The organism is Dehalococcoidales bacterium (genome assembly GCA_041656115.1).
Taxonomy (GTDB): Bacteria; Chloroflexota; Dehalococcoidia; order Dehalococcoidales; family UBA5627; genus UBA5627.
The window spans coordinates 1-21,446 of sequence record JBBAED010000009.1; the positions used below are offsets into that span (position 1 = coordinate 1).

19 protein-coding genes and 1 other RNA gene are annotated in these 21,446 nt (G+C 45.1%); 14 read left to right on the forward strand and 6 right to left on the reverse strand.

The features are described 5' to 3' along the window. Window positions 1-176: RNase P RNA component class A (rnpB, locus tag WC958_05525), an RNA gene on the forward strand; the annotation flags it as partial. Between the two features lie 84 nt (window positions 177-260). Here rnpB and WC958_05530 read toward each other — a convergent pair. After that, complete coding sequence (locus WC958_05530) at window positions 261-1,022, reverse strand: SDR family oxidoreductase (protein MFA5629689.1); 762 nt, start codon at window positions 1,020-1,022, stop codon at window positions 261-263. A 338-nt stretch (window positions 1,023-1,360) separates the two neighbouring features. Between WC958_05530 and nusA the strand changes: the two genes are divergently transcribed. The 9 genes from nusA (at window position 1,361) to WC958_05575 (ending at window position 10,640) form a co-directional block, all read left to right on the forward strand. Further along, the gene (gene nusA / locus WC958_05535; protein MFA5629690.1) at window positions 1,361-2,800 is read left to right on the forward strand and encodes a transcription termination factor NusA; all 1,440 of its coding nucleotides are present in this window, start codon (window positions 1,361-1,363) and stop codon (window positions 2,798-2,800) included. Further along, the gene (locus WC958_05540) at window positions 2,781-3,056 is read left to right on the forward strand and encodes a YlxR family protein (protein ID MFA5629691.1); all 276 of its coding nucleotides are present in this window, start codon (window positions 2,781-2,783) and stop codon (window positions 3,054-3,056) included. The genes nusA and WC958_05540 overlap by 20 nt, the downstream gene beginning before the upstream one ends. A 10-nt stretch (window positions 3,057-3,066) precedes the next feature. After that, on the forward strand, window positions 3,067-4,881 hold the full coding sequence (infB, locus tag WC958_05545) for a translation initiation factor IF-2 (protein ID MFA5629692.1): 1,815 nt from the start codon (window positions 3,067-3,069) through the stop codon (window positions 4,879-4,881). 10 nt (window positions 4,882-4,891) lie between these two features. Further along, window positions 4,892-5,248: a 30S ribosome-binding factor RbfA gene (rbfA, locus tag WC958_05550; protein ID MFA5629693.1), complete on the forward strand. Its 357-nt coding sequence runs from the start codon at window positions 4,892-4,894 to the stop codon at window positions 5,246-5,248. A gap of 2 nt (window positions 5,249-5,250) precedes the next feature. Beyond that, the gene (truB, locus tag WC958_05555) at window positions 5,251-6,129 is read left to right on the forward strand and encodes a tRNA pseudouridine(55) synthase TruB (protein ID MFA5629694.1); all 879 of its coding nucleotides are present in this window, start codon (window positions 5,251-5,253) and stop codon (window positions 6,127-6,129) included. 226 nt (window positions 6,130-6,355) lie between these two features. After that, the gene (locus tag WC958_05560; protein MFA5629695.1) at window positions 6,356-7,498 is read left to right on the forward strand and encodes an inositol-3-phosphate synthase; all 1,143 of its coding nucleotides are present in this window, start codon (window positions 6,356-6,358) and stop codon (window positions 7,496-7,498) included. A 55-nt stretch (window positions 7,499-7,553) separates the two neighbouring features. Beyond that, window positions 7,554-8,717: a glycosyltransferase family 4 protein gene (locus WC958_05565; protein MFA5629696.1), complete on the forward strand. Its 1,164-nt coding sequence runs from the start codon at window positions 7,554-7,556 to the stop codon at window positions 8,715-8,717. A 40-nt stretch (window positions 8,718-8,757) separates the two neighbouring features. Then, window positions 8,758-9,339: a CDP-alcohol phosphatidyltransferase family protein gene (locus WC958_05570; protein MFA5629697.1), complete on the forward strand. Its 582-nt coding sequence runs from the start codon at window positions 8,758-8,760 to the stop codon at window positions 9,337-9,339. A gap of 17 nt (window positions 9,340-9,356) precedes the next feature. Then, on the forward strand, window positions 9,357-10,640 hold the full coding sequence (locus tag WC958_05575; GenBank protein MFA5629698.1) for an adenylosuccinate synthase: 1,284 nt from the start codon (window positions 9,357-9,359) through the stop codon (window positions 10,638-10,640). A gap of 837 nt (window positions 10,641-11,477) precedes the next feature. On the opposite strand, the gene dapA is transcribed toward WC958_05575, so the two are convergent. The 5 genes from dapA to rpsO are packed head-to-tail and all read right to left on the reverse strand — an operon-like array spanning window position 11,478 to window position 16,709. Beyond that, window positions 11,478-12,374 (reverse strand): 4-hydroxy-tetrahydrodipicolinate synthase, encoded by an 897-nt coding sequence (dapA, locus tag WC958_05580; protein MFA5629699.1) that lies wholly within the window; start codon window positions 12,372-12,374, stop codon window positions 11,478-11,480. Continuing rightward, window positions 12,374-13,405 (reverse strand): aspartate-semialdehyde dehydrogenase, encoded by a 1,032-nt coding sequence (locus tag WC958_05585; protein MFA5629700.1) that lies wholly within the window; start codon window positions 13,403-13,405, stop codon window positions 12,374-12,376. The genes dapA and WC958_05585 overlap by 1 nt, the downstream gene beginning before the upstream one ends. An 8-nt stretch (window positions 13,406-13,413) precedes the next feature. Then, on the reverse strand, window positions 13,414-14,208 hold the full coding sequence (gene dapB, locus WC958_05590) for a 4-hydroxy-tetrahydrodipicolinate reductase (GenBank protein MFA5629701.1): 795 nt from the start codon (window positions 14,206-14,208) through the stop codon (window positions 13,414-13,416). Window positions 14,209-14,226: 18 nt separating this feature from the next. Beyond that, entirely contained in the window at window positions 14,227-16,404 is a 2,178-nt protein-coding gene (locus WC958_05595; GenBank protein MFA5629702.1) for a polyribonucleotide nucleotidyltransferase, read from the reverse strand. 41 nt (window positions 16,405-16,445) lie between these two features. Then, window positions 16,446-16,709 (reverse strand): 30S ribosomal protein S15, encoded by a 264-nt coding sequence (gene rpsO / locus WC958_05600; GenBank protein MFA5629703.1) that lies wholly within the window; start codon window positions 16,707-16,709, stop codon window positions 16,446-16,448. 160 nt (window positions 16,710-16,869) lie between these two features. Here rpsO and WC958_05605 point away from each other — a divergent pair, with 160 nt between their 5' ends. The 4 genes from WC958_05605 to WC958_05620 are packed head-to-tail and all read left to right on the forward strand — an operon-like array spanning window position 16,870 to window position 20,803. Further along, complete coding sequence (locus WC958_05605) at window positions 16,870-17,160, forward strand: DUF503 domain-containing protein (GenBank protein MFA5629704.1); 291 nt, start codon at window positions 16,870-16,872, stop codon at window positions 17,158-17,160. A 2-nt stretch (window positions 17,161-17,162) separates the two neighbouring features. Further along, window positions 17,163-19,442, forward strand: a complete 2,280-nt coding sequence (locus tag WC958_05610; protein MFA5629705.1) for a DEAD/DEAH box helicase — start codon at window positions 17,163-17,165, stop codon at window positions 19,440-19,442. 43 nt (window positions 19,443-19,485) lie between these two features. Continuing rightward, the gene (gene lgt, locus WC958_05615) at window positions 19,486-20,295 is read left to right on the forward strand and encodes a prolipoprotein diacylglyceryl transferase (protein ID MFA5629706.1); all 810 of its coding nucleotides are present in this window, start codon (window positions 19,486-19,488) and stop codon (window positions 20,293-20,295) included. Beyond that, window positions 20,285-20,803 (forward strand): inorganic diphosphatase, encoded by a 519-nt coding sequence (locus WC958_05620; protein ID MFA5629707.1) that lies wholly within the window; start codon window positions 20,285-20,287, stop codon window positions 20,801-20,803. The genes lgt and WC958_05620 overlap by 11 nt, the downstream gene beginning before the upstream one ends. The last annotated feature ends 643 nt before the right edge of the window (window positions 20,804-21,446 follow it).

Sequence of the window (21,446 nt, forward strand, 5' to 3'; positions counted from 1 at the left end):
ACCGGCTGGCCGTGCAAACCCCATCCGGAGCAAGACCGAATAGGGGGATAAAGAAGCCCGGTCTGTCCCCGGGTTGGTCGCTTGAGCCTGGTGGTAACATCAGGCCTAGATAGATGGTCACCGTTTTCCGGTAATTCCGGGAGATACAGAACTCGGCTTATAGGTTTACTTAGTCTTATGAATTTGTTGGCCAAGTAAAAAGGGGATGGCTTTTAAGCCATCCCCTTTGGTTTTGCTAAACAATTGCTATTTTATTATTTTTAATAAGACGTCCACCCGGTATCAACGGTAATAATCGCACCGTTAACCGCGCTGGATTCATCACTGGCCAAGAAAAGGGCGGTAAAGGCTACTTCCTCAGGCTCAATCATACGCGGGTTAAATCCGGCACCTGCCATCGCCCTTCCCATACCGAATTCATCGGGGTCGCGCATTGTGTTACCGATATTGGTGTTAACTCCACCCGGGGCAATAGCATTACAGCGAATACCTTTTTCGGCATATTGGAAACCAACATTTCTGGTTAAACCGACAACGGCATGCTTCGAGGCCGTGTACGCCGCACCGGCTTTCGAACCGGTAAGGCCGCCCACAGAGGCAATATTGATAATAACACCGGCACCCTTAGCAAGAAAGATCGGTAAAGCCTTTCTGACAGCACGCATAGGACCGGTAGAGTTAACCGCAAAGACCTTTTCCCATAAGGCATCGGTTACTTTTTCCGCCGGTTGAAAACTATCCATAATACCCGCATTGTTAACAAGAACATCAAGCGTGCCGTAAGCATTAACCGCCGAGTCAATCATATTTTGGATATCTTCCTCTTTGGTTACATCGGTAACAGCCGCTTGGGCCTCCCCCCCGGCCTCCCGAATCTCATCAACCACCTTCTTTAAGGCAGTTTCATCGATATCGGCGGCAATCACCCTAGCTCCCTCTTTGGCGAAAAGAATTGAGATACTCCTGCCCATGCCGGAACCGGCGCCGGTAACAACGGCAACTTTGTTTTGAAGTCTTGGCATTTTTAACGCCCCCCCTTTTTTAATAAACTCGGAACAATAAAAGAAGAAAGAATTGAAATACATACATTTATTGATACAAATGTAGTATAACATACTACATTAATGTAAGTAAAATGCCTACAAAGGTTTATTTACGTATAAAATGGAATAAAATTTAAAAGATGAAATAATTTTTTTTTTAAAAGTTAAAGAATGCATACTATTGCGTATAACAATGGAATGTGTTATACTTGTATCAATTGAGATTAAACGTTGGAAGTGGGTTCAAGCCCACTTTTTTGTTGTTGGGAATAACAATACCCTAAGTAAAAGGAAAATATTGGAGGTCTGATTCTGGGATGAAAAGCGATTTTTTACTCGCTATTACTCAGCTTTCGGCGGAGAAAAATTTATCCAAGGAGGTGGTGCTGGGTGCTGTTGAATCAGCTCTCGTATCGGCCTACAGGAAGGATAATTTTACTCAAAACCAGGAAATCATTGTCAAAATAGACCCGAATGTCGGTCGGGTGATTGTTTGGGCCGGTAAAACGGTAGTTGAAAAAGTTGTTGATTCTCGTGCCGAAATATCATTGGAAGAGGCCAAAAGGCTTAAAAAAGATATTTCTCTCGGAGATGAAATTATTGTTGAAGCAACCCCCAGGAATGCCGGTCGTATTGCGGCGCAAACCGCCAAGCAAGTCATTTTGCAGCGCTTGCATGAGGCGGAGCATAACGCCATTTTTAAAGAATACGCCGATAAACAAGGCGAAGTAATCGCCGGTGTTGTCAGGCGCATGGAACCCAAACAGGTGTATGTAGATTTGGGCCGTGCGGAGGCGGTGATGCCTCTAACCGAACAGCCTGCCAACGAACGTTACAGGGTTGGTCAGAGGTTAAAGGTTTATCTGGTTGAGGTAGCTCAATCCGCCAGAGGTCCTTTGTTAATTGTGTCCCGTTCTCACCCGAACCTGTTAAGACGTATAATTGAAATTGAAGTACCCGAAATTTATAACGGTACCGTTGAGATTAAATCGGTAGCCAGAGAAGCTGGTTACCGCAGTAAGGTTGCCGTTGCGGCGCGCCAAGAAGGTATTGATGCCGTCGGGTGCTGTGTCGGTTTGCGCGGTATCAGAATTCAAAATATCGTAAACGAACTTAACGGTGAGAAAATCGATGTCGTGAATTGGAATGCCGACACCGCAAAATATATTACCAATGCTATCAGTCCGGCTCAGGTAGCCGGTATTCGGCTCAACGAAGAAGAAAATTCGGCGACCGTTATTATCCCCGACAAGCAATTATCGCTGGCAATCGGTAAAGAAGGGCAAAACGTCAGGCTGGCGGTTAAGCTGACCGGTTGGCGTATTGATATCAAGAGCGAATCCGAGTTTATCGAAGAAGAGAAATCCAAGCCGGTGCCTGAGCCCGAAGCTGAGGTTATACCCGAGGTTGAGCCGGTTGTTGAAGAAGAAATAGCTGAACCTGCTTCCGAAGAGATTTTTGAAGATATCGACGCCGATGAAGAAGAAGATATTGCTGATGAGGAAGCGGAAGAGGACGAAGAGGAAGAGATAGCGCCGATTGAGCCTGTTTTTGCGGCAAGTTTTGAGGAATCGCGCCCTAAGAGCGGGATTCGTTTTGCCGAAGATATATTACCCCCCTCGTCACCCAAGCCGCAATCGAAAACTCAACAGAAAAAGAAGAAAGACGTTCGCGGTAAGAGTGCCGAAGACGGGATTAAATTAAAAAAGAAGAAGCGCGGATATAATATGTATCGGGATGATGAAGAGTACTTCTAAACATACGGTGATGCGGACGTGCGCCGCCTGTCATGAGGTTAAACCTAAGCGGGAATTGGTTCGCTTGGTACGGCTGGAAAACGGTACCGTTGAGGTTGATATCGGCGGTAAAAAAAATGGCAGGGGTGCTTATCTATGTCCGTCTAAGGAGTGCTGGATAAAAGGCTTAAAGCACGGACATTTGGATCGTGTTTTAAAAACAACTGTCACTGCTGACAATAAGGCGCAATTGCTTGAGCAGGGGAATAATTACTAAGGATTGAATTGTGGCTGAAATAAAGAAACGGAATGAAAATATTAAGAATAGCGGAAATGCGGAATCTGCCGGTAAGGTAGTCGAAATACCTAATAACGTCAGTGTCAGGCATTTGTCTGAAATACTTAAGGTTACCGTTATCGATATTATCAAGCAACTGATGCGTAACGGTATTATGGCAAATATCAATCAGGTTGTTGATTTTGAAATGGCGGAGAAGATTGCCGCCTCTTACGGTTATAAGGCGCAGGTTCAAACGCAATCCGCTCGTGATACGGCCAGTGTTATCAGTGAAATTAAAAGACAACAACAACTTTTAACCACCGAAACGAATCTAAAACCGCGTCCGCCGGTAATTACAATTATGGGTCATGTTGATCACGGTAAAACCAGGCTTCTTGACGCTATCAGGAAAACGAATGTGGTTGAATCCGAGGCGGGCGGAATAACGCAGCATATCGGCGCTTATCAAGTTGAAGCAAACGGAGAAAAAATTACCTTCCTTGATACCCCGGGGCATGAGGCTTTTACCGCCATGAGAGCAAGGGGCGCCCGTGTTACGGATATTACGGTATTGGTGGTTGCTGCCGACGACGGTGTGCAACAGCAAACCTTGGAAGCCATCAGCCATGCCAAGGCGGCCGGCGTTCCCATTGTGGTGGCAATTAACAAGATTGATAAACCGGAAGGGAATCCCGATTTTGTAAAACAACAATTGGCTGAGGCTGGATTACTTGTTGAGGAGTGGGGCGGCGATGTTATTGCAGTCGGCACTTCCGCTAAAGCCAAAGAAGGTATTCAAGATCTTTTAGAAAACTTGCTTTTGGTTGCCGAGATGGAAAACCTGCGGGCAGACCCATCTTTACCGGCTAAAGGCGTTGTAATTGAAGCCGAAATGGATAAAAACAGAGGTTCGATGACAACTGTGCTTGTTCATGACGGTACCCTAAAAACCGGTGACGCCGTAGTTATCGGTAACACTTGGGGGCGCGTCAGAGCGATGTTTAGTGATGCCGGGAAGCAGGTTAAAAAAGCCAAACCGTCTACACCGGTGGTGTTACTCGGAATGCACGAGGTTCCTCAGGTTGGCGATACAATGATTGTTGTTCCCGATGAAAAACAAGCCCGTCATATGGCAGACCAAAACCGCAAGGAGTCAATTGCGGCGGCAAGGGCAGCTAACCTTACAAATCTTTTGGACCAGGTTAACGCCGGGAAAGTAAAAGAACTTAATATTGTAATGAAAGCCGATGTTCAGGGCAGTGTCGAGCCGATTAAAGATTCAATCGAACAACTGCAAACAGATGCGGTTCAGGTGAAGCTGGTCCACTCTGGTACCGGCAGCGTAACCGAATCAGATGTTATGTTGGCGGTGGCTTCGCACGGTCTTGTCGTTGCTTTTAATACCGGTATTGATATCGGAGCACAACGTTTGGCTGATAACGAAGGAGTCGATATTCGTACTTATAAAATTATCTACGATTTAATCGATGACGTCGAAAAAGCTCTTAAGGGTATGCTGGAGCCGGAGTACGTTGAGGTAATTGACGGGCATGCCGAAGTCAGAGAAGTCTTTTCCGCCGGTAAGAGAGGCGGGGTTGCCGGTTCTTACGTGTTGGACGGCAAGGTTAAGCGCGGCTCTAAAGTTCGTTTAAAAAGAAACAATAAAGTCTTAACGGATACCACAATTGCGTCATTAAGACGCTTTAAAGATGATGTAAAAGAAGTAGCTACCGGTTACGAGTGCGGAATTGCACTTGATAATTTCGATAGTTTCCAGGTCGGCGATATATTTGAGTTCTATAGCTTGGAAAGAGTTAAGTAGGTAACTAGAAATGTCACATCGTATTGAGCGGGTGAATCAGCTCATCCGACAGGAAATAAGCGATTTATTGCTGCGCGAGATTAAAGACCCGCGCTTGGGCAATTTCTTGTCTGTAAACACAGTAGAAACCGCCGCAGACCTGAAGCACGCCAAGGTTTACGTCAGTTGTATTTGCAGTGACGAAGAAAAGAAAGAAATCATTGCAACCTTGGAATCGGCTTCGGGCTTTTTACATAACGAATTATGCAAACGTATCAGGATGAGATACGTTCCCCATCTTTCGTTTTATTGGGACAGCTCGATTGAAAGAGCCTCTCACATCATAACCTTAATTGATAAGGTTTCTAAATCCGAAGAACAGGCATAACTGTGGACGGAGTTCTTAATATCAACAAGCCGGTAGGGATGACCTCCTTTGGGATTGTTGCGCTTGTCAGGAAGCTTATCGGAATAAAAAAAGTGGGGCATTCCGGAACGCTTGACCCGTTGGCAAGCGGGGTTTTACCCGTCTGTTTCGGGAAAGCGACCCGCGTAATCGAATTTTTAACGGATGCTAAAAAAACTTATAAAGCGGTTATCAAGCTCGGAATAACAACCGACACCTATGATATGGAAGGCAGGGTTACCGGACAGACGGATGTCTCGCATTTAACGCGTGAGGATATCGAATCGGCCCTGTCTTTTTTTTGCGGCCCGATTGAGCAAGAACCGCCGATGTACAGCGCCCTAAAACTAAACGGCCAACCCTTGTATAAGTTGGCCAGAGCCGGAATTACGGTTGAAAGAGAAAAAAGGCAAGTACATATTTACAGCATAAAATTACTGGATTATAATTTACCTGAAATAACCGTTGAAACGGAATGCAGCAAGGGGACTTATATCCGTTCTTTGGCCAACGATTTAGGCGCAAAACTGGGCTGCGGCGCCGCTATTGCAGAGTTGGAAAGATTAAGATGCGGACCCTTTGATATTAACGATGCTGTATCCGTAACGGAATTAAAAGAAGCCTTTGCATCGGGCAATTGGCAGGGTTTAGTTTATCCGACGGGGTCGGTATTAAAAGATTGGCAATCCGTAACCGTTGATAATGCCACAGCCGCTTACATTCGAAACGGGGTTTCTGTTGCCTTGGAGCTTGCAGAGGAAGCGGATAGATGCTGTGCTTACGACAGCGAGGGGAGCTTGCTGGCAATTCTTGGTTTTGATGCCAAGACTTCTAAATGGAAACCGTCTAAAGTGTTTAATTAAATAAAAGGCATTTTTAAACCTGTTAGGTTGCCTGTGACCTTGACAAATTACAGGTAAAATAGCTATAGTCTTGTTGGTGTTTTTACAGTTTTAATGTTCTTGAATGTGTTATAATAAAAGAACAAAGCTCTGCGAAAGTTTTTGATTTAAATAATTCTGTATTATAAAAATAATAAAAAGGCCGAAAATAAAAAAATTTAGCTGTTACCGGAAAGGGGTTAAAAAATTGGGTAAAATAAACGTAGCTATCATCGGTGTCGGGAACTGTTGTTCGTCATTGGTACAAGGCGTTCAGTTCTATAAAAAAGCAAAGGACGGAGATTTTGTCCCCGGGCTAATGCACGTTAATCTCGGCGGTTATCATATCAGCGATATCAATTTTGTTGCCGCCTTTGATATTGATAAAAACAAAGTCGGAAAAGACTTATCACAGGCAATATTTACCGAGCCTAACAATACGTATAAGTTTTGTGATGTTGAACCGATGGGAGTCAAAGTTGAAAGAGGCATGACTCACGACGGCTTAGGCAAATACTTATCCCAGGTTATTGAAAAAGCCCCCGGCCATACTGCCGATATTGTTAAGATTCTTAAAGAAACCAAAACCGATGTTGTTATCAACTACCTTCCGGTCGGAAGCGAAGAAGCTACAAAATGGTATGTTGAACAAATCTTGGAGGCCGGTTGCGGCATGATAAACTGTATTCCGGTATTTATTGCCAGAGAAAAATATTGGCAGCAGCGCTTTGAATCCAAGGGCTTGCCGATTATCGGTGATGATATCAAATCTCAGGTCGGGGCAACTATTGTTCACCGTGTTCTGACCCGTCTTTTTGCCGATAGGGGTGTCAAGCTGGAAAGAACTTACCAGCTCAACTTCGGCGGCAATACCGACTTTATGAACATGCTTGAAAGAGAAAGGCTCGAATCCAAGAAAATATCAAAAACCAATGCTGTTACTTCACAGTTGGATTATAAATTGGACCCGGACGATATTCACGTCGGTCCCAGCGATTTTGTTCCTTGGTTAAAGGATCGAAAATATTGCCATATTAAGATGGAAGGCCGCACCTTTGGTGATGTCCCTCTTGATCTTGAATTGAAGCTGGAAGTTTGGGACGGCCCTAATTCCGCCGGTGTCGTTATCGATGCTATCAGATGTATTAAACTTGCTTTAGATAAAGGTGTCAAAGGCAGCTTAAATGCTCCGTCATCGTATTTTATGAAATCACCCCCCATCCAGTACCATGACGACGAAGCTCGCCGTATGACGGAAGACTTTATTAGCAGCAATGCAAAATCAACAGATAAAACCTCAGCGGAAGTTGCCGCCGATTGTTCGGGGCAAACAGCCGTAAAGAAGAACTAGTCTGTTTTGATAGCGTGTTATTTGCGTATCGTTTGGTGCGGGAGTTGGTAGTATTGTGAAGATTGCGCTGGTATCCCCGTATGATTTCGCGTATCCCGGGGGAGTTGTTAATCATATTGTCGCACTGGAAAAGCGTTTGATAGAAATGGGGCATGATGTTACAATCTTTGCCCCAACATCAAAACCGATTCTGGACTATGATAATTTCATAAAAATCGGCAATGCTTACCCGTACCCTGTAAAGGGAACTACTTTGCGTATAAGCACATCTCTAAACCTCGCACCACGCATAAAAGAAATCCTTGAACAAGAAGATTTCGATATTTTTCACCTTCACGAGCCGTGTATGCCGATGGTTTGTTCCAGTTTTCTGAAATTTGCTACCGCTCCGATTGTCGGGACGTTCCATGCTTCGGGAGTAATTCCGAATTATTATTACGGATGGCCGATTACAACCTACAAACTGAGGAAACGGCGTCCTAATATAGTCGGTAAAATTGCGGTTTCCAAACCGGCGATGGAATATGCTCAAAAATATGTTCCGGGTGATTATCAAGTTATCCCCAACGGTATTGACCTTGACTGCTTTAATCCCAACGTTGAAATAATTGAAGAGTTTAATGACGATAAACTCAATATTCTTTTTGTGGGCAGATTGGAGAAGCGTAAGGGTCTTAAATATTTAATTGATGCTTATAAAATCGTTAAAGAGAAACACCCAAATTCAAGGCTTATTGTAATTGGGCCGGGGACAAGGTTTCGTAAGAAATACGAAGCAAAAGTAAAGCGTGATAATCTGGAAGACGTCCATTTTTTGGGTAAGGTTTCAGCGGAGGATTTGCCGCGCTATTTTAAAACAGCCGATATTTATTGTTCACCGGCGGTTAGCGGCGAAAGCTTCGGTATTGTACTGTTGGAAGCTATGGCGGTCGGAACCGCTATCGTTGCCTCTGATATACCGGGTTATCGGTCGGTTTTAACCGACGATAAAGAAGGCTTATTGGTACGCCCTCGTAGGTCAAAACTTTTGGCCAAGGCGTTGGACCGTCTTTTGTCCGACAAAGAACTCCGCTTGCAAATGGGTCAAAGCGGTATCGAAACTTCACAGATTTATGATTGGAATAAAGTCGCCCTTCAGGTTTACAATTATTACTTGAAAGTCCTGGTTAAGACAGCCGATCCGAAGGATGATGAAAAGAAATCCACGGTGTCGGTCTAGTATTTACTTTTAATTAATTTTTTAGAATTGACAGATAATTATGAGTAAAATGGCGCAAATTCGTAAAACAGCGGAGAGGTATTGTACCGATCCTGTTGTTAAATTACTTGAAAAAACAAACGTTTCGCCGAACCTTTTAACTTGGATAGGCTTTCTGATTGCCCTTGTAACAGCGGTTTTTGCCGCTTTGGGTAGTTTTATTGTTGCCGGTCTTTTATTGTTATTCGGCAGTTATTTTGATATGCTGGACGGGTCTTTAGCGAGAAGAATCGGTAAGGTTAGCGTTTTTGGTGAAGTGCTTGATTCTACTCTCGACCGATTATCGGAAGGTGTTATCCTAATCGGTATTTTGTATTGGTTTAGCACGGAAGGCTCCCTCTGGGGAATAATGCTTGTTGCCGTTGCTATGCTCTCTTCGTTGGTTGTGAGCTATATTCGTGCCAAAGCGGAGATAATTAAAGTTGAATGCCTTAAGGGGCTTTTTACGCGCCCCGAGAGGGTTGTGGTTCTGGCGCTTGGTTTCTTTGTAAACCAAATGGAAATTGCACTCGGTATTATCGCTTTCTTTAGTGTAATTACCGCGGGGCAACGCCTGTATCATGTATGGCGCCAGTTAAAATAAACTAAGTAGGTGATAAAATGCCAGTAGTAGCGATTGTCGGATCTCAATGGGGAGATGAAGGTAAAGGCAAAGTTGTTGATATGCTGTCTGAAAATGCTCAGATGGTAGTGCGCTTTTCCGGCGGCGATAATGCCGGTCATACCGTTATCAACTCGGACGGAGAGTTTAAATTGCATCTTGTTCCTTCGGGGATATTTTATCCGGGGGTTACTTGTATTATCGGTAACGGGGTAGTGGTTAATCCCGCTAAACTTATTAATGAAATTGATTCGCTTAACGAGCGCGGAATAGATACCAGACGGCTTGTAATCAGCGACAGAGCGCATGTTGTGATGCCTTATCATATCCTTATAGACGAATTAGAAGAGGAATCTCGTGCCGGGAAGGCCCTTGGGACAACCAAGCGCGGTATCGGGCCTGCTTTTGCGGATAAGACTGCCAGACAGGGGATCAGAATCGGTGAACTGCTGGATAAAGTCGGTTTAAAAGAACGTTTAAGTATGGTTGTGGAGACTAAAAATGACGTTCTCACAAAGATATACGGTGCCGCTCCTCTTTCTTTGGACGAAATCTATAAACAGTGCTGTGAATACGGGGATAGGTTGGCACCTTATATCAGGGAAACAATAACGTTAGTCAGGGAAGCCCAAAAAAGAAACGATATGATTATCCTTGAAGGAGCGCAAGGGGCGCTGTTGGATCCCGATTTCGGTACTTACCCGTATGCCACCTCATCTTCGCCGTTATCCGGCGGTGGTTGTTTGGGCTCCGGTGTTAGCCCGACAAGTATTGATCGTGTGCTGGGGGTTTACAAGGCATATTGTACCCGGGTCGGCAGCGGTCCGATGCCAACCGAATTGCACGATGAAATCGGAGATGCGATTCGAGAGAAAGGATATGAGTTTGGAACCACAACCGGCAGACCTCGTCGCTGCGGTTGGTTTGACGGTGTGGCAGCGCGTTTTTCAAGCCATCTGAACGGCTTTACGGGTGGCATTATTACTCGCATTGATGTTCTTGATGAACTGCCGAAACTCAAAATCTGTACTGCTTATGAACTGGACGGAAAGATTATCGATTACATCCCTGCCAGTGTTTCCGAGTATGAAAGATGTAAGCCGATTTATGAAGAGTTGGATGGGTGGCAAACCTCAACCGATCATATCAGACAGTACCAAGATTTGCCGATTCAAGCCAGGAAATATATTAAACGCATGGAAGATTTTATGGATTGTCCGGTTAACTTTGCCTGTATCGGTCCGACCAGAGAGCAAACGATACCTTTAAACCCGATTTTTTAACAAATAATTAATGATTAGCAATAAAGGCTCGGAGGAAACTCCGGGCCTTTTGTTTATTAGAGGTTAAATTTCTCGTTCGTCGGACCTTTCGACAGGCTCAGAATAGCACTACCGTCTTTGCGAGCGCAGCGAAGCAATCTCATATAGATTAAATACATTGGAGATTGCCACGTCGTTCGCCTAACGGCTCCCTCCTCGCAAAGACATTAACGTTGTCATCCTGAACGCAGTGAAGGATCTAAGAGGATAAGAAATGCAGGCTATGAGGCGTCTTCTGCAACAAAAAAGAGGCACCGTCCAGACGTGATTTGCTAATCGAACACGGCACTATCCTTTAACTCCTAGATTCTTCGACAGGCTCAGAATGACAAAAAGGTGAGGGTCTCTGCCGTTCGTGGTGAGCTTGTCGAACCATAACGGCAGCTGAATAGTAATCCTTGTTTATTCCCATTCGTGGGACCCTTCGACAGGCTCAGGGCGAACGAAAAGAAACTGTCATCCTGAATGAAATGAAGGATCTAAGGGGACGGGAAATCTAGACTATTAGGTATCCTTAGAGTCAAAAGAGTGCTATCGTCCCACCATTAAATCCGTAACCGAACGGTTCACTATCCGCTAACTCCCAGATTCTTCGGCAAGCTCAGAATGACAAATGGGGGGAATCGTCCTACTGTTTAAAGAGTAGCCAAACAGTGCACTATCCGCTAACTCCTAGATTCTTCGCAAGCTCAGAATGACACTACCGTCTTTGCGAGCGTAGCGAAGAATCTCATATAAATTTCTTGGAGATTGCCACGTCACTCGCCAAAGGCTCGCTCCTCGCAAAGACATGGAATCTTAACTAACAGGCAAATCCATTTTATATTGTTTAAGAGTTTCTTTGATTAGGTTTGCCGTATTCTCATCGGGCTCATAAAGCGGCGGACGCGGATTGCCGACTCTAAATCCGATTTGATTCATTGCATACTTAATCGGAATTGGGTTGGCAATTTTGAAAAGCACGTCAATCAGCGGCAGCAAATGACGGTGTATCTTTGCCGCTTTTGCGGTATCGCCGGATACAAAACTGTCTATCATTTCATGCAGCTGGTTCCCGATAATATTCGAAGCAACGCTTACCACCCCGTATCCGCCCAACGCCAGAACCGGTAGCGTATCGTTGTCGTTCCCGCTCCAAACCTTAAAAGAGCTATCGGTATTTTCGATAATACGGCTGATTTCGTTTAAGTTTCCGCTGGCTTCTTTGATGCCGATAATATTTTCGATTTTACTTAATTTAATAACGGTATCGGACGACATATTGGCAACGGTTCTCCCGGGAACATTATAAAGAATACACGGCAAGCCGGTATTTTCGGCAATAGCTTTAAAATGTCGGTATAAACCATCTTGGGTCGGTTTGTTATAGTAGGGCACTACCAAAAGACAAGCGTCCACGCCGCATTCCTCTGCCTGTTGCGTGGTTTCAACAGCCTCACGGGTGCTGTTACTGCCGGTACCGGCAATTACCGAGCCTTTCTCGCCAACCGCTGCCTTAATCTCTCGGAAAAGGCGTAACTCTTCTTCTCTGATTAATGTCGGCGATTCGCCGGTTGTACCCACAACTACCAACCCGTCGCTTCCGGAGGCTAAAAGGGCAAGCGCCAGCTTTTGGGCTTGTTCGTAATCAAGCGCTCCGTCTTCGGTAAACGGCGTTACCATCGCCGTTAAAAGCCTTCCAAAATCTTTTTTCATTATTCACCTCCGTTAGGTTGGAGCCAATTTCTTTTAATGATTTCTTCGGCAATCTGAATCGTATTTAGTGCGGCCCCTTTTCTTATGTTATCCGCAACAACCCACATTACCAAGCTGTTTGAATGAGAAACGTCGGTGCGAATTCGCCCGACAAATACATCATCGGTGCCGGCAGCCGAATAGGGTTGCGGATAAAGGCTGATGGCAGGGTCATCCATTAGTTTGACACCCGGCGCCTTGTGTAAAATGCGCCTTGCTTCATCGGGTGTTATCGAATTGGTAAATTCAACGTTGATTGCCTCGCTATGGCTGTTAAAGACCGGCACGCGAACACAGGTTGCGGAAATAGCGATATCATCGTTGTGTAAAATCTTCCTTGTTTCTTCCACCATTTTCCATTCTTCTTTGGTGTAGGCGTTATCAAGGAAAACGTCGATTTCTGGCAGTACATTAAAGGCAATTTGGTGTGAGTAGACGTGGGGTACCACGGTGTTTCCGTTTAGGATTTGTTTTGCCTGATTGGTAAGTTCGTCTATGGCGGCGACTCCGGTCCCCGATACGGATTGATAAGTGCTGACAATAATTCGTTTAATCGGATTTTTTTGGTGTAACGGATTGAGCGCCACTACCATTTGAATTGTTGAGCAGTTCGGGTTGGCAATAATCCCTTTGTGTTTCTTAATATCTTCGGGGTTTATTTCAGGGACTACCAGGGGTACCTTAGGGTCCATCCTCCATGCCGAACTGTTATCAATTACAACTGCACCGGATTGTGCTGCAATCGGTGCAAAATAGCGGCTGATTTCGGCGCCTGCCGAGAATAAGGCAATATCAATGCCCTTAAAAGAGGTTGCTGTTGTTTCTTTAACTTCAATCTCTTGGTGATTAAAGAACACCTTTTTGCCCGCTGAGCGGTCGGAGGCCAGTAAAGTAATCGATTCAATCGGGAACTGACGTTGTTCCAAGATTTTAAGAAATTCCTGTCCAACCATTCCCGTTGCGCCGACAACAGCTAATTTGTAACCCTTCATAATGCCTCCTACAATCCCAACAGGGATTCCAATCCGAATACCAGCCCTTTGCGATTGATTACTTCTTTAATTGCCAACAATACCCCCGGCATATAGCATTCTCTGCTGGTGGTATCGTGAATAATAGTTAGGGTTTGTCCCGCCATTCCGAAACGGACTTCTTGCCTTGCCAGTATTCCGGGCAAGCGCACGCTGTGAATCGGTACTCCGCAGACTTCTTTACCGCGGCTTTCAATATCGCGCTGTTCGGGCATAACCCCCGCCGGCTTCCCGTCTCGGCCTTCTTCAATGGCCATCGCGGTTTTAATGGCGGTTCCCGACGGTGCGTCTACTTTAAGCTGGTGGTGCAGTTCGATTATTTCGGCATAATCAAAATACTTTGCTGAAATCTTGGACAGATAAGTCATAATAACTGCTCCGAGGGCAAAATTAGGGGCTAAAACTACACCTGTACCTTGCTTCTCCGCCAGTTTGGCTATTTGATCGATTTGATCTTCTTTGAACCCGGTGGTGCCGATTACCAAGCTTACTTTATGCTCCAGTGCCGTTAGGGCGGCGGTAAAAGAAGCGGAGGCAATCGTAAAATCAACTAAAACGTCCGGTTTGCAATCGGTAAGTATTTGTTCTAAATCCGATGAAAAAGGCACTCTCCCCGAGTTACCGGGGAGCACCAAATATTCATCGGATATATTCGATTCAATTGCGCCGACAAGCTGCGTGTCACGGTCTGCACAAACCGCTTTAACCACTTCTTGCCCCATTCTGCCCAAAGCGCCATTTACTGCTACGCGTATCGGTGTCATATTACACCCCCTTTAATACTAGAAACGGCGCTTATTCTGCGTAGGCCCCGAACGGTGCGGCGGGTTTCTAAAATTATCTCTCGGAGGAGACTGTCTGTTTTCGCATTTATCCGATGCGTTCGAAAAGGCAGCCCTTCTGGATAAATTAACCCTGCCTTGGTTGTCGATTTCGGTTACTTTAACAGTTACCTCGTCACCGACTTTAACCACATCCTCAACTTTATCAACACGATAATCGGCGAGTTCACTGATATGCACCATGCCTTCTTTTCCGGGTAGAACCTCTACAAAAGCGCCGAAATTCATAATGCGGGTTACTTTTCCTGTATAGATTGTGCCGACTTCGACATCCCTGATTAAGGCATCTATCATATCCATTGCTTTTCTGGCAGAGGCTTCGTCTGCCGAGCCGATAATTGCAATGCCTTCGCTGTTGATATCGACAGTGGCTTTACTTTCTTCCACGATGGAGCGAATAGTTTTCCCTCCCGGGCCGATGACCGTACCGATTTTATCGGACGGAATAGCGACCTTATACATGCGCGGGGCGTATGGACTAAGCTCCGGTTTGCTCTCGCTGATGGTGCTAAGCATTTTTTCGAGTATAAACATACGTGCTTCACGGGCTTGACCCAATGCATCAATCAAAATGTCGGCACTGATACCTTTCGGCTTCATATCCAGCTGAACCGCTGTAATTCCTTCGGGGGTACCGGCTATTTTGTAGTCCATATCGCCGTAGTTATCTTCCATGCCTTCAATATCGGTTAAAAGGGCGTATTCGCCGTTTTCTCCGGTAACCAGACCGATTGAGATTCCGGCAACCGGTGCCTTAATTTTAATTCCGGCATCCATTAATGACATAGTAGATGCGCAACAACTTGCCATTGAAGTGCTTCCGTTGGAGCTTAGTGCCTCTGATACCAGCCGCAATGTATAGGGGAAATCCTCTCCCTGCGGTACCACGGGTAAAAGGGCACGTTCCGCCAGCGCACCGTGGCCGTATTCACGCCTGCCGGTAATACCGGCTCGTCTGGCTTCACCGGTCGAAAAAGGCGGGAAGTTGTAATGGTGAATGTATCTCTTGGGTTCATCGAACCCTAAACCGTCTATTTGCTGTTCTTTTTTAATCGGTCCCAGTGTCGTTACGGTTAATATCTGCGTTTCTCCGCGCGAGAATAACGCCGAGCCGTGAACACGCGGAAGTAATCCGACTTCGCACAGAAGGGGGCGTACTTCTTTGAGTTGGCGTCCGCTGACACGTTCGCCTTTAGTTAAAATATTTCCCCTAATCAGGCATCTGACTTCCCTGTCAAAAGATTCAAGAACATCCGATTCCGAATGATCTTCTTTAAGGGTTGCAACCAATTCCTGTTTCAGGTTTTCAATCGCTTCGATTCTATCCGCTTTGACGGGCAGTGTAAACGCCTCGTTTAAGCGGTTGCCGATAAACCCTGAAACGGCTTCTTTGGTTTCGGCGCTGATGTCGATAACCGGGGCTTCTTCTTTGGGCTGAGCCATAACCGCCATCATTTCTTCCTGCAGGGCGATAATATCCTGGTTGGCTTCATGTCCCAGTCGTATTGCCTGAGCGAAGATATCTTCGGAGATTTCGTTCGCACCGGCTTCCATCATTATGACGGCCTTTTTGGTGCTGGCAATCACTAAGTCTAACTTGCTTGTTTGCAGTTCTTCCAACGTCGGGTTAACTACCAGTTCATCGTTGATGTATCCGACATGAACGATTCCAACCGGTCCTTCAAACGGAACGGAAGATAAGCTTAAAGCCATCGAACAGCCGATAACGGACAAAATGGCGGGATCGTTTTCCTTATCTACGGATAACACGGTAGAAATTAATTGGATTTCACGGCGCCATGTCTTTGGTAAAAGCGGTCGCAGCGGTCGGTCGGTTAAACGGCAAGTCAAAATCGCCTCTTCGCTGGGGCGTCCTTCGCGACGCAAGAAACCGCCGGGAATTTTGCCGGCAGCATACATTCTTTCTTCGTAATCAACGGTTAGAGGAAGAAAGTCTATTCCTTCTTTTGCCTTGGGGGCGACACAAACCGTCGATAAAACGACAGTATCGCCGTAACGAACGGTAACCGCAGCTCCGGCTTGCCACGCCAGTTTGCCTGTCTCCAAAGTCAGTTTTCTGCCGCAAATAATGCGCTCAAAAGATTGAGATGTAGTCACTAGATTCTCCTTATTTGCTTTACAAGAACTTACTTAAGGACTTATTTGCGTAAGCCGAGTCGCTCGATAAGGCTTTTATAGCGGTTTACATCTTCTTTATTGAGATAGGTGAGTAAACGTCTTCTCTGTCCGATAAGCATAAGCAGGCTGCGCTTGGTATGATTGTCGTGTTTGTTGTTGATCATATGGCGTGTCAACTGCTTGATTCTGGCAGTTAAAACAGCTATTTGCACCTCTGTTGAGCCTGTATCGCCTTCGTGAAGCTTAAACTCATTGATGATGTTTGCCTTTGTCTGGCTGTCCAAATCTTAACTCCTGTATTGCATAAATTACGAAGAATTATATCATAACTTAAGTGTGAGTGTAAAACCAAAAGGAATTTTTCATACATACGAATTACCTTGACTAACTCCGTTCAATAACATATATTGGGAGAAACCGCAGTTATCGTCTTTTAGAGGTTTCATGAACATAGGAGTTTGTAAATTAAAGCTCAGGTTAGCCGAAAATATGTCGCTAAAAGGCAAACGGCAGGTTATTAAACCGATTATTGCCCTGGTTAAAAACAAATATAACGTTTCGATTGCCGAAGTTGAAGATAATAACCTGTGGCAGATTGCGACAATCGGGTTTAGTTTTGTTAGCAACGATTCAAAATATACCGATGAAGTAATTACCGCGATTATTAATTTTATTAACAGCGGCCGTTTTGAAGTTGAAATAATCAATCAAGAAATTGAAATTATTCCTTTTTAGTTATGGATACGTCGTTATTTATTAAGCACATCAAGGCACAACCCGAATATTGCGAGCAGCTGGTTCATTTGGAGCATATCCCCTCACGTGAGGCGCTCTATGCCGAAACAGAAAATCCGCTCAATCCCGATATTGAGGCAACGCTCAAGAAAAAACGGATTTACCCGTTGTATTTACATCAGACACAGGCAATCGACAGCGTTCGCAGGGGCGAAAATGTTATGGTTGTAACCCCCAGCGCCAGCGGGAAAAGCCTTTGTTATAATATCCCCGTTATTGAAGAAATTATTGCCGACCCTTCCGCCCGTGCTTTGTACCTTTTCCCCACCAAGGCGTTAGCCCAAGACCAGTTATCAAAACTGCATTATATGTTTAGCCCCCAATTTATCGATAAGGAAAAAGCGGTTACTTTTGACGGCGACACACCGCAAGCGGAACGCGCCGAAATTAAAAAACAGGCTCGCATTGTGCTTACCAACCCCGATATGTTGCATGTCGGGATTCTGCCGAACCATGAGGATTGGCTTAGGTTCTTACGTAACCTTAAATTCGTAATAATAGATGAGGCGCACAGTTACCGGGGTGTTTTCGGCTCGCATGTGGCGCTTGTTTTGCGCAGGCTCAGACGAATTTGCAATAAGTACGAAGCCAACCCGCAATTTATTTGCTGTTCCGCTACTGTTGATAACCCCTGCGAGCATATTGAAAATTTGGTGGGGGTACCTTTTAATATTGTTAACGAAGACGGGGCTCCGCACGGACCCAAGGATTTTGCTTTTTGGAATCCGCCGCTTACCGATCCTTTAAAAGGCATCAGGCGCAGCAGTAACAGCGAAGCCACCAATCTTTTTACCGAGCTTGTGCGGCATAATATCCGCACATTGACCTTTGCGCGAACGCGCCGTTTAACGGAATTAATTTTTAAATATTCAAAACAAAAGTTGGATGAATTGAGTCCGCACCATTCTCAAAGAATAAAACCTTATCGTGCCGGTTATTTGCCCGAGCAAAGGCGGCAGATTGAGCGTGAATTATTAAACGGGCAATTAATGGGGGTTGTTGCCACCAACGCCCTGGAATTGGGCATCGACATCGGTGATTTGGATGCCACGGTGCTTACCGGCTACCCCAGCACGATTGCCAGCACTTGGCAGCAAGCCGGAAGGAGCGGCAGGGGCGGGCAGCTTTCACTTAGTTTTTTGGTGGGCTTGGATAACCCCCTTGACCAATATTTTATGCGCAATCCGGATGCTTTTTTTAAAAAAAGCTTTGAAAATGCACTTATTAACCCTCAAAATCATTACATATTAAGAGACCATTTGTTATGTGCCGCCTGGGAATTACCGCTTAAACTATCCGATAATTATTATTTTGGCAGTACTTTTTCTGAGGCACTGGCCGAATTGGAATCCTGCGGCTTAATGCGACAAAGACACAGCCGTCGTTACCTTTCTCCTTCAATTAACTATCCCGCTCAGGGTGTTAATATTCGTTCGGCTTCGGCGGATAGCTTTATTTTAATCGATACGCAGACCAATTCGGTTTTGGAAACCGTTGAAGCCGGGTTAGCGATAATGCAAGTACACCCCGGGGCAATTTATCTCCATCAGGGCAATCCGTATCTGGTAACCTCATTGGATATTGAAGCCGGGATTGCCAAATGCGAACCGACAAACAGTGATTATTATACCGTTACCAAGGATTTAACCGATTTAACCGTTTTAAAAAAATTAAAAGAGAAAAAGTGCGGAAACATTGATGTTTGTTTGGGTGAAGTTGAGGTGATTACGGTGGTAACCGGGTTTAAAAAGAAGGCGCAATACAGCGAAGAAATATTGGGAGAAGAACCGCTTGATTTACCGCCGCAACGCCTGCGTACAATAGCGCTTTGGTTTGATATAACAAGCGCCGAGCTGGAAGTTTTAGAAAAAGAAGGCTTGGATCCTGCCGGCGGGCTGCATGCCGTAGAACACGCCGCAATCGGCATATTGCCGCTTTTTGCAATGTGTGACAGAAACGATATCGGTGGGGTGTCGACAATAAATCATATCGATACCGGTAAGGCACAAGTCTTTATTTACGATGCTTATCCGGGTGGGGTGGGTATTAGTGAAAAAGGATATGATTTAATTACCGACTTATGGCAAGCAACATTTAATGTCGTAAACAATTGCCCTTGTCAAGACGGGTGCCCCGCTTGTATTCAATCCCCCAAATGCGGAAACAACAATAATCCCCTCGATAAAAATGCCGCTCTGCATATTTTAAAAGATTTGCTATAATATAAGGATATCGTAAAAATCGATTTATTCGAGCGGAGGACAAATGATAAAAATTGGTGTCGATCCGATAATATTCTCCATAGGGCCTTTCCATCCCGGTTGGTACGGTCTGATGATATCCTTTGCCATTTTATTTGTCGTTTTTTGGACGGCCTATGAAATTAAAAAGGGCGCCCGCGTTACTTATGATAACTTGTTGACGGCGGCTATTGTTGCTATTCCGATGGGTGTAATTTTTGCCAGGTTAATGCATGTTATTGACCGCTGGGACTATTACAGCCAGCATTTAAACAGGATTATCGGCGGAGAAGGTTTATCCATTTACGGGGGCATAATCGGAGCCCTCTTTGGAATATGGCTTTACAGTAAATTCAGCAAATTTAACTTTGGGCATCTCTTAGATATAATTGTCCCCGGTGTTGCCGTCGGGCAAGCCATCGGGCGTGTGGGTTGTATATTAAACGGATGCTGTTACGGTGATAATACTACCGTTCCCTGGGGGATTGAATACACCAATCCCAACAGCTACGGATACGGCGCCGGCATTGTGCATCCGACGCAGGCTTACGAGATTATTTTCATGCTTTTACTGTTTACATTGCTTTACAAACTGCGCGGAAAATTAAAGCCTGACGGGGCTTTGGCAATGGTTTATTTTGGAGCCTATGCTTTATGGAGGTTCTTTATCGATTTTATTCGCGAAGGAACGCCGTTTTTATTTGGCTTGCACCAGGCGCAGGTAATTGCCATTGTTATTTTAATTATTGTTGTTGCGCTGGCAATAAAAAATAGAGTAAGCTTTGTAATCAAAAAGGATACAAAAATAGAGAAAGAAGGCGAACTTGGAAACTGATAACGAAAAAGAAGAACTTGTTTTTGAGGTTCTAATCGAAATACCGAAGGGCAGCCGTAACAAATACGAGTTTGATAAAAAGAGGCGGATGATTAAATTAGACCGTATGTTGTTCTCGTCGGTGCATTATCCCAGCGACTACGGCTATTTCCCGGAAACTTTAGCCTTAGACGGTGATCCGTTGGATGCGCTGGTGCTTGTCGGTGAGCCGACATTCCCCGGCTGTTTGGTTGATGTCAAGCCGATTGGGCTGTTTAAAATGTGGGATGAAAAGGGGCCGGATGAAAAAATTCTTTGTGTCCCGATAAACGACCCGATGTGGAACTATCTGGAAACACTGGATGACGTCCCGCCTCATTTGCTGCGCGAAGTCGAGCATTTTTTCCGGGTGTATAAGGATTTGGAGAAAAAGAAAACGGGTGTTGAGGGGTGGAACAGGGATATTGACGAAACCCTGAAAATTATCGCTGAAGCTCAGGAGCGCTTTAAACAGTCCGAATCTGTGTAACTTAATCATTGGTTTTTAATCAAGAGCCGACCTTAGAAAAGTCGGCTCCTTTTTTTATGCTGTCTTTTTACCTTTGTCATTCTGGGCGCCCTCTTGTTGTCATTCTGAAACACCTAAAACTCACGTCTTTGCGAGGAGTGAGCCTTTAGGCGAACGACGTGGCAATCCCCAAGGAATTTAATCTATATGAGATTGCTTCGCTACGCTCGCAAAGACATTAGTGTCATTCTGAGCCTGCGAAGAATCTGGGGGTTAACGAATAGTGCAGTGTTCTTATAGCAACTAACGTCCGGGCGGTGCCTCTTTTTTATTGCCGAGGTGACCTCATAGCCTGTATTTCCCATCCTCTTAGATCTTTCACTGTGTTCAGGATGACAATAATAGCAACGTCTTTGCGAGGAGCGAGCCTTTAGGCGAACGACGTGGCAATCCCCAAGGAATTTAATCTATATGAGATTGCTTCGCTACGCTCGCAAAGACATTAGTGTCATTCTGAGCTTGCCGAAGAATCTAGGAGTTGGCGAATAGTGCAGTGTTCGGCTGCGGATTTTATAATAGGACGATGCGCTTTTTTGATTCTGGGCGACCCCATAGCTTAAATTTCCCGTCCTCTTAGATCCTTCATTTCATTCAGGATGACAAA